Origin of the sequence: Pseudomonas sp. (genome assembly GCF_037994325.1) — a bacterium.
GTDB lineage: Bacteria > Pseudomonadota > Gammaproteobacteria > Pseudomonadales > Pseudomonadaceae > Aquipseudomonas.
This window is the reverse complement of sequence record NZ_JBBNAH010000310.1, coordinates 1-8,854: the sequence shown is the minus strand read 5'-3', so window position 1 is coordinate 8,854 and position 8,854 is coordinate 1. Positions and strand designations below refer to the sequence as shown.

11 protein-coding genes are annotated in these 8,854 nt (G+C 60.3%); 10 read left to right on the top strand and 1 reads right to left on the bottom strand.

The window, feature by feature from the left end:
* The 10 genes from AAAB16_RS10530 to AAAB16_RS10485 all read left to right on the top strand — a co-directional run.
* Positions 1 to 324: ACP S-malonyltransferase (locus AAAB16_RS10530; RefSeq protein ID WP_369335440.1), on the top strand; the 324-nt coding region annotated here is incomplete at its 5' end.
* Between the two features lie 15 nt (positions 325 to 339).
* Complete coding sequence (gene fabG, locus AAAB16_RS10525; protein WP_340663280.1) at positions 340 to 1,083, top strand: 3-oxoacyl-ACP reductase FabG; 744 nt, start codon at positions 340 to 342, stop codon at positions 1,081 to 1,083.
* 193 nt (positions 1,084 to 1,276) lie between these two features.
* Positions 1,277 to 1,510, top strand: a complete 234-nt coding sequence (acpP, locus tag AAAB16_RS10520; RefSeq protein ID WP_058066290.1) for an acyl carrier protein — start codon at positions 1,277 to 1,279, stop codon at positions 1,508 to 1,510.
* A 112-nt stretch (positions 1,511 to 1,622) separates the two neighbouring features.
* Positions 1,623 to 2,867 (top strand): beta-ketoacyl-ACP synthase II, encoded by a 1,245-nt coding sequence (fabF, locus tag AAAB16_RS10515; RefSeq protein ID WP_340663279.1) that lies wholly within the window; start codon positions 1,623 to 1,625, stop codon positions 2,865 to 2,867.
* Complete coding sequence (gene pabC, locus AAAB16_RS10510) at positions 2,867 to 3,682, top strand: aminodeoxychorismate lyase (protein ID WP_340663278.1); 816 nt, start codon at positions 2,867 to 2,869, stop codon at positions 3,680 to 3,682. Before fabF ends, pabC begins: the two co-directional genes overlap by 1 nt.
* 3 nt (positions 3,683 to 3,685) lie before the next feature.
* Positions 3,686 to 4,735: an endolytic transglycosylase MltG gene (gene mltG, locus AAAB16_RS10505; protein WP_340663277.1), complete on the top strand. Its 1,050-nt coding sequence runs from the start codon at positions 3,686 to 3,688 to the stop codon at positions 4,733 to 4,735.
* A gap of 34 nt (positions 4,736 to 4,769) precedes the next feature.
* The gene (gene tmk, locus AAAB16_RS10500) at positions 4,770 to 5,402 is read left to right on the top strand and encodes a dTMP kinase (protein WP_340663276.1); all 633 of its coding nucleotides are present in this window, start codon (positions 4,770 to 4,772) and stop codon (positions 5,400 to 5,402) included.
* Positions 5,395 to 6,381 carry a DNA polymerase III subunit delta' gene (locus AAAB16_RS10495; RefSeq protein ID WP_340663275.1) on the top strand — a complete coding sequence of 329 codons (987 nt, stop codon included), beginning with the start codon at positions 5,395 to 5,397 and terminating at the stop codon, positions 6,379 to 6,381. Before tmk ends, AAAB16_RS10495 begins: the two co-directional genes overlap by 8 nt.
* A gap of 34 nt (positions 6,382 to 6,415) precedes the next feature.
* A complete protein-coding gene (locus AAAB16_RS10490; protein WP_108097397.1) occupies positions 6,416 to 6,772 on the top strand; it encodes a PilZ domain-containing protein in 357 nt (118 codons plus the stop codon).
* A 12-nt stretch (positions 6,773 to 6,784) separates the two neighbouring features.
* A complete protein-coding gene (locus tag AAAB16_RS10485; RefSeq protein ID WP_340663274.1) occupies positions 6,785 to 7,570 on the top strand; it encodes a TatD family hydrolase in 786 nt (261 codons plus the stop codon).
* A 466-nt stretch (positions 7,571 to 8,036) separates the two neighbouring features.
* Here the strand turns inward: AAAB16_RS10485 and AAAB16_RS10480 are convergent.
* Positions 8,037 to 8,854: aminotransferase class V-fold PLP-dependent enzyme (locus AAAB16_RS10480; protein ID WP_340663273.1), on the bottom strand; the 818-nt coding region annotated here is incomplete at its 5' end.

Sequence of the window (8,854 nt, the reverse complement as noted above, 5' to 3'; positions counted from 1 at the left end):
ATGCGCCCGGCCGCTGAGCAGTTTGCTGAGTCGGTTACCGCGATTGACTGGAAAGCGCCGCAAATTGCCCTGGTGCAGAACGTCAGCGCTGCTGTGGTGGATGATCTTGACGTGCTCAAACGCGACTTGCTCGCTCAGCTCTACAACCCAGTGCGCTGGGTTGAGTCCATCGTGCGTTTGTCTGAGTCTGGCGTAACTGGCCTGGTGGAATGTGGCCCGGGCCGCGTGTTGTCCGGTCTGAATAAGCGCTGCGTCAAAGGCATCAATACCTACAATCTCGATACCCCAGACGCCTATGCCGCTACCCGCGCGGCGCTGGCCTGATTAGGAGAAACTCTTATGAGTCTGCAAGGAAAGGTCGCGCTGGTTACTGGCGCCAGCCGTGGTATCGGTCAGGCCATCGCGCTTGAGCTGGGCCGTCAAGGCGCTACTGTCGTCGGTACAGCCACTTCCGCATCCGGTGCGGAAAATATCTCCAACTTCTTTAAGACCAATGGTATTGAAGGTGTCGGCTTGGTCTTGGATGTTGGCAGCGATGAGTCGGTGACTAGCGTGTTGGAGTCGATCCAACAGCAATTCGGCGCGCCGCTGATCGTGGTGAATAATGCCGGCATCACCCGCGATAACCTGATGCTGCGCATGAAAGACGAAGAGTGGCATGACGTCATCAACACCAACTTGAGCAGCCTGTATCGGGTGACCAAGGCAGTTTTGCGCGGCATGACCAAGGCCCGTTGGGGCAGAATTATCAATATTGGTTCGGTGGTTGGCGCCATGGGCAACGCCGGGCAGGTAAACTACGCGGCAGCCAAAGCGGGGCTGGAAGGTTTCAGCCGTGCTCTGGCGCGTGAAGTAGGTTCGCGGGCGATCACCGTTAACTCGGTGGCGCCAGGTTTTATCGATACCGATATGACTCGCGAACTGCCCGAAGCGCAGCGTGAAGCGCTTCAGGCACAGATTCCGCTGGGTCGTCTGGGCCAAGCAGAAGAGATTGCCAATGTGGTGTCTTTCCTGGCTTCCGATGGCGCAGCTTACGTTACCGGGGCTACTATTCCGGTGAATGGCGGAATGTACATGAGTTGAATGTGACGCAGACCTTCAGAAAACTGTCATACGTGCTGTCTAAAATCCGTTATAAAGCTGCAACCGGTTTATAGACATTTCGTTGGAGTGATCGAGAAGGTCCTCGGCTTTCAACTTGAAATGCGCAAAACCCTTTCTATACACTGACACAGACCAGCTGCCTGGATTTGTTCATTAGGAGTGAAAACAAGGTATGAGCACCATCGAAGAACGCGTCAAGAAAATCGTTGCCGAGCAACTGGGCGTCAAAGAAGAAGAAGTGACCAACAGCGCTTCCTTCGTTGAAGACCTGGGTGCCGACTCCCTTGACACCGTTGAACTGGTGATGGCTCTGGAAGAGGAATTCGAAACCGAAATCCCGGACGAGCAAGCCGAAAAGATCACCACCGTTCAGGAAGCTATCGATTACGTTACCGCTCACGCGTAATAACCTGTAATCGTCGACTCCCGACTTGGAAAAGCCGCACTGCCCACAAGGCGTGCGGTTTTTCTTTAAGCGCATGTCGAGCGCTGTGTAAAACGCATAAGAGGAGATTGCTGTGTCGCGTAGACGCGTCGTGGTCACCGGTATGGGCATGTTGTCGCCCCTGGGTACCGATGTTCCAAGCAGCTGGCAGGGTATTTTGGCCGGCCAAAGTGGTATTGGCCTGATTGAGCATACGGACCTTTCCGCCTTCACCACCCGTATCGGTGGTTCGGTGAAAGGCTTCAACGTCGAGGATTACCTCTCGGCCAAAGATGCTCGCAAAATCGACCTGTTCATTCAGTACGGCCTCGCCGCCAGCTTTCAAGCTGTGCGTGACGCTGGTCTGGAAGTCACCGACGCCAACCGTGAGCGCATTGGCGTAGCCATGGGTTCGGGCATTGGCGGCCTGACCAATATCGAGAACAACTGCAAAGCCCTGTTCGACCAAGGCCCGCGGCGCATTTCGCCGTTCTTTGTGCCTGGCTCGATCATCAATATGATTTCCGGTTTTCTGTCGATCCATTTGGGTCTGCAGGGGCCGAACTACGCCATTGCCACCGCCTGTACCACGGGTACCCATTGCATCGGCATGGCCGCGCGCAATATTGCCTACGGTGAAGCGGACGTGATGATTGCTGGCGGCGCCGAGATGGCCGCCTGTGGTCTGGGGATTGGCGGTTTCGCTGCAGCCCGCGCCATGTCCACCCGCAATGACGATCCGACCCGCGCTAGCCGCCCTTGGGATAAAGGCCGCGATGGCTTTGTTCTGGCCGATGGTTCCGGCGCCCTGGTGCTGGAGGAGTTGGAACACGCCAAGGCCCGTGGTGCACGTATCTATGCCGAGCTGATCGGCTTCGGCATGAGCGGCGATGCCTACCATATGACTTCGCCGCCCGAAGACGGCGCCGGCGCTGCCCGCTGCATTCGCAATGCCCTGCGCGATGCCAATGTAAACGCCGACCAAGTGCAGTACATCAACGCCCACGGCACTTCGACGCCCACTGGCGACCGTGCCGAAGCGGAAGCGGTGAAGTCGGTGTTTGGCGACCACGCCTACAAGCTGGCGGTGAGCTCCACCAAGTCGATGACCGGCCACCTGTTAGGCGCGGCCGGTGCGGTTGAGGCGATCTTCAGCGTGCTGGCGATCCGCGATCAAGTGGCGCCGCCAACCATCAACCTCGAAGAGCCGGATGAAGGCTGCGACCTCGACTTCGTGCCCCATGAAGCGCGCAGCATGCCGATTGATGTAGTGGTCTCCAACTCGTTCGGCTTTGGCGGTACCAACGGCTCCCTGGTGTTCCGCCGGTTCGCTGAGTAATGCTGAGCTGGGTGGATGGTCGCCCGCAGCAGGCCGTGGCCCTTACGGATCGCGGCCTGGCGTATGGCGATGGTCTGTTCGAGACCATCGGCGTCAAGCACGGACGGCCGCAACTGCTTGAGCGACACCTGGCCCGGCTTGCCGATGGCTGCCAGCGCTTAACTATCCCTGTCGACCTGAACCTGGTCCGTACTGAGCTGCTGGCGTTTGCCGCCGAAGTGGGGGAGGGCGTGGCCAAGCTTATCCTCACTCGGGGCGACGGTTTGCGCGGTTACGCGGCGCCGATCACCGCGGTTCCAAGACGAATCCTGCAAGCAGCCGCAGCGCCGGCCTACCCGGTCAATAACGCCGAGCACGGCGTGCGCCTGTTCCCGTGTGCCACCCGTCTAGCCGAGCAACCGCTGCTGGCCGGCCTTAAGCACCTCAATCGCCTGGAACAGGTATTGGCCCGCTCGGAGTGGCAGGACAGCGACCACGCCGAAGGGCTGATGCTGGATATTTCCGGCCGCGTGATCGAAGGCGTTTACAGCAACCTGTTTATCGTCCGCGATGGCGTACTTGTAACCCCCGAACTCTCACGCTCCGGTGTGGCTGGTGTAATGCGTGCCGAGCTGTTGGCGCAGGCCGAAAGCCTCGGCATAGCAGTGTCGGTGCAAGCGCTTAGCTATGAGCAGCTGCTCGCTGCCGACGAAGTATTCCTTTGCAACAGCCTCTACGGCGTATGGCCGGTGTGCGCGCTACAAGCGCACAGCTGGCCGGTTGGGCCGCTCACCCGTAAACTGCAGCGCATCGCCCGCGACCTACTGGACTGCTAATTCGTGATTCGTAAATTACTGCTGCTATTGGAAGGCGGAGTGTTGCTGGCCGGCTTGCTGCTGGCCTTTTTCGTCTGGCAGCAAAACAGCGCGCTCAAGCAGCCGTTGAATGTGCCCGCAGGTTACGTGATGGAAGTGCCGGCCGGCGCAACGCCCGGTGGCGTGCTCAATCGTCTGGAAAGCGAAGGCGTGTTGCATGACGCGTTTTGGCTGCGTTTGTACTGGCGCTTCAACCTGTCTGGGCAAGCGCTGCACAGCGGCGAATACCAGCTCAACCCCGGCGCCACCGCCAAGGATATGTTGGTGCTCTGGCAGCGCGGCGACGTGGTGCAATACAGCCTGACCCTGGTCGAAGGCTGGAACTTCCGCCAGGTGCGCAGTGCACTCGCCAAGCAAGCCAAGCTGGAGCAAACCATCACCGACCTCACCGATGCCCAGGTGATGGAGCGCGTCGGTCAGCCTGGCGTGTTTCCCGAAGGTCGCTTCTTCCCCGATACCTACCGTTATGTGCGTGGCATGAGCGACGTTGATCTGCTCAAGCAAGCGTTCGCCCGCCTGGCTGCCGTATTGGATGAAGAGTGGCAGCAGCGCGCGGCCGATCTGCCTTACAAACAAGCCTACGATGCGCTGATCATGGCCTCGATGATTGAAAAGGAAACCGGCGTGCCGCAAGAGCGTGGGCAGATCGCTGGCGTGTTTGTCCGCCGCCTGCAGCAAGGCATGCAATTACAGACAGACCCCACCGTTATCTATGGCCTGGGCGAACGCTATACCGGCAAGCTCACCCGTGCCCATCTACGCGAAGCCACGCCCTATAACACCTACGTCATTGCCGGCATGCCGCCAACGCCGATTGCCATGGTCGGCCGTGAAGCCATTCACGCCGCCTTGCACCCGGTCGATGGCCAGAGCCTGTATTTTGTCGCCCGTGGCGATGGCAGCCATGTATTCTCCGACGACCTCGATGCCCACAACCGAGCGGTGCGCGAGTTTCAACTCAAGCGACGCGCCGACTACCGCTCCAGCCCGGCCCCCGTGCCGGCTGTGCAATAAGCCCGCTTTGCACTAAATACTGTAAGGACCGCCCGTGACTGGCCTGTTTATTACCCTGGAAGGCCCGGAAGGCGCCGGCAAAAGCACTAACCGTGAATACCTGGCGGCGCACCTGCGCGCCCAGGGTTTGGATGTGGTGTTAAGCCGCGAGCCTGGCGGTACGCCCTTGGCCGAGCGCATTCGCGAACTGCTGCTGGCGCCCAGCGATGAACCAATGGCAGTCGATACCGAATTGCTGTTGGTCTTTGCCGCCCGCGCACAACACCTGGCACAGGTGATTCGCCCAGCCCTGGCGCGCGGCGCCGTGGTGCTGTGTGATCGGTTTACCGATGCCACTTACGCCTATCAGGGCGGTGGTCGCGGCTTGCCAAAAGACCGCATCGCCGCGTTGGAAACCTTTGTGCAAGGTGAACTGCGCCCTGACCTGACGCTGATTTTCGATTTGCCGGTAGAGGTCGGCCTGGCTCGCGCCAGCGCCCGCGGCCGGCTGGACCGTTTCGAACAAGAAGGGCGAGCGTTCTTTGACGCTGTGCGCCATGCCTACCTGGAGCGTGCCGCCGCCGAGCCGCAGCGCTACCGCGTAGTCGACGCCGCGCAGACCTTAAGTGAAGTGCAAGTGGCGCTCGACGCGCTGCTGCCGGAGCTACTGGAGCGCGCCCGTGGCTGATGTATTTCCCTGGCAGGCCTCGCTCTGGCAAACCCTGGCCGGCCGTGCCCAGCATGCTCATGCTTATTTGCTCCATGGCCCAGCCGGTATCGGTAAGCGTGCCATGGCAGAAAATCTGATGGCCGCGCTGCTCTGTCGCGCTCCTGAAAACCTACGGGCCTGCGGGCAGTGCAAGTCGTGCCTGGTGTTGGCCGCTGGCACCCACCCGGACAACTTTATTCTTGAACCCGAAGAAGCCGACAAGGCGATCAAGGTCGACCAAGTGCGCGAGCTGGTCAGCTTTGTGGTGCAGACCGCGCAGATGGGCGGGCGCAAAGTGGTCCTGGTCGAGCCGGCCGAGTCGATGAACCTCAACGCTGCCAACGCCCTGCTGAAAAGCTTGGAGGAACCGTCTGGCGACACCGTGCTGCTGTTGGTATGCCACCAGCCCAGCCGCCTCTTGCCGACGGTCAAAAGCCGCTGCGTGCAGCAAGCCTGCCCATTGCCCACCGAGGCGCAGAGCTTGGCCTGGCTGGCCGAGGCATTGCCTGATTGCTCACTTGAGGAGCGCAGCGAACTGCTTAGCCTTGCCGCCGGCTCGCCGCTGAATGCCGTCAAGCTCAACGCCCAAGGCGTGCGCGAGCAGCGCGCGTTGGTGGTCGATGGGGTGAAAAAGCTGCTCAAGCAACAAGTCGCCGCCAGTCAACTGGCCGAGGGCTGGAACAGCATCCCGCTACTGCAGCTGTTCGACTGGTTCTGCGAATGGACGCAACTGATGCTGCGCTACCAACTGACCAAGGACGAAGACGGCCTCGGTTTGACCGATATGCGCAAGGTCGTGCAGTACCTAGCCGACAAATCGGCGCAGGGCAAAGTGTTGGCGATTCAGGACTGGTTACTGGCGCAGCGGCAAAAAGTGCTGGGCAAAGCCAACTTGAATCGTGTTTTGCTACTCGAAGCACTCCTTGTGCAGTGGGCAAGCCTGCCCGGACAAGGCTAGAATCAGTCCCTGAATCAGTAGCTAGGAATGCAGCATGAGCATGCCACCCAACCTTGGCCCACGTAACGGAATCCTGTCCCTGACCATCAAGGACAAATCCGTGCTCTATGCCGCGTACATGCCTTTCATCAAAAACGGCGGTTTGTTCATCCCCACCAACAAAAGCTACAAGTTGGGCGACGAGGTGTTCATGCTGCTCAACTTGATGGACGAACCGGAAAAAATCCCGGTCGCCGGCAAAGTCGTCTGGATCACCCCCAAAGGTGCCCAAGGCAACCGCGCCGCCGGTGTTGGCGTGCAGTTCAACGACGGTGACAACACCGCCCGCAACAAAATCGAAACCTACCTGGCCGGCGCGCTGACCTCCGATCGCCCGACCCACACGATGTAAGCCCAGCCGCTAATGCTCGTCGACTCCCACTGTCACCTTGATCGCCTCGACCTTGCCGCCCATGGTGGCTCCCTGGATGCCGCGCTGGACGCCGCCCGCGCCCGTGGTGTCGGCCATTTCCTGTGCATTGGCGTTAGCGCCGATAACGCCGCCGCGGTAAAAGCCCTGGCCGAGCGTTACGCCGACGTCGATTGTTCGGTTGGCGTGCACCCGCTAGACCTCGAACCCGGCGCCGCCCCAGCCCTCGACTGGCTGCTCAAAGAGCTCGACCACCCGCGTGTAGTCGCCATTGGCGAAACCGGCCTCGACTACCACTACGAACCCGAAGCCGCCGAACTGCAACGCGAAGCCTTCCGCCTGCACCTGCAAGCGGCAAAAATCACCGGCAAACCGGTGATCGTGCACACCCGCGAAGCCCGTGCCGACACCCTCGAACTGCTGCGTGAAGCCGCCTTGCCTACAGCCGGCGTACTGCACTGCTTCACCGAAGACTGGCCGATGGCCAAGGCCGCGCTGGACCTGGGCTTTTACATTTCCCTGTCCGGCATCGTCACCTTCCGCAACGCCGACGCCCTGCGCGAAGTCGCCCGCCAAGTGCCTGCCGACCGCTTGTTAGTCGAAACCGACGCCCCCTACCTGGCGCCGATCCCCTACCGCGGCAAACCGAACCTGCCGCAATACGTACGCGAAGTCGCCGAATTCCTCGCCACTCACCGTGGCGTCGACTACGACACCTTCGCCGCGCAAACCAGCGAAAACTTCAAACGCCTATTCCCCCTGGCCCACGTCGCCGGATAACCGTGGCGTACCCGCGTAAATCGCCCGGTGCGCACAGCACACCCTACGTCTTGGGCTTTGGCTTTATGGCCAGCGCAGCGAAGCCGCTCTTGATCTTGATCTACCGTACGCAGAATTTCGCCTTTAGAGCGTCGCGAGCGAAGGCCAGGCAAGGCGGAGGTAGGGCGAGAAAGCGCAGTTGGCTATAGCCAATGAGCATTTCGACCCCTGCCTCCAACGCAGCCTGGCCGAGCGCAGCAGCTATAAAAGTGAAATTAAAAAAAACCCGGATTCTGGGGGAGTGAATCCGGGTTAAGACCATTAGGAGTAAATCAAGGTACACAGTCCACGGTACCTTGGCTGGCGCGGCACTTGGGGGAGATGCCGCAAGCCAGTAACGCTCAGTATTGGTGAACTTCGCCGATCTGCCAGTGCCGCCAAGCCGTTGCTTAAACGGATTTGGAATACCAGCGCGGCTGCTGAGTGCTCAGCTAGCAGCCACCTCAGCCACAATGGCCAAGGTTTCGTCGATCACGCGCTTTTCCGTATAGAAGTGCGGCGAAAAACGAATACCAGGCCCGCGCGGGATGCACACCACATTGCGCGCCTTAAGCTGCTGATAAACCGCCTGGGTGTCTTTACCTTCAAAACTAAAGGTAAAAATACCGGCCCGGCGCGCCGGGTTTAGCGGCGTGTGCAGCACAATACCCGGCAGCGCGCTGAGGCCGTCTTGCAGCCATTGCACGCGCTCTTCAATCAACTGCGCCACCTGCACCATGCCGACCTCTTCCAGCAGCGACAGGCTGGCTTCCATGGCCATAGCGCCGAGCATATTCGGGCTGCCGCATTCAAAGCGGCGGGCGCTCTTGGCCGGTTCCCAGTCGGTGCGGGTGTAGTCGCCCATACGCTCGACCATATGCCAGCCGTACTCCTGCAATTTAAGTTGCGGGCGCAATTCGGCGCGGCAATAGAACACGCCCAGGCCTTCAGGGCTGAGCAGCCATTTGTGGCCGTCAGCCATGGCGAAGTCGCACTGGTTCGCTTGCACGTCAAAGGGCTGCACGCCCAGTTGTTGAATGGCGTCGATGCAAAACAGCACATTGCGCTGGCGGCAACCGTGGCCGAGCTTGTTCAAATCCAGGCGCAGTCCGCTGGCGAACTGCACAGCACTTACCGACATTAACCGGGTGCGCGGGCCACAGGCATCGAGCAGGGCCTGTTCCGGGTCGCTGCCTTTGAGGCTCACCTGCACCACCTCAACCCCGAGAGGGGCGAGGGCTTCCCAGATAATGCGGTTGGAGGGGA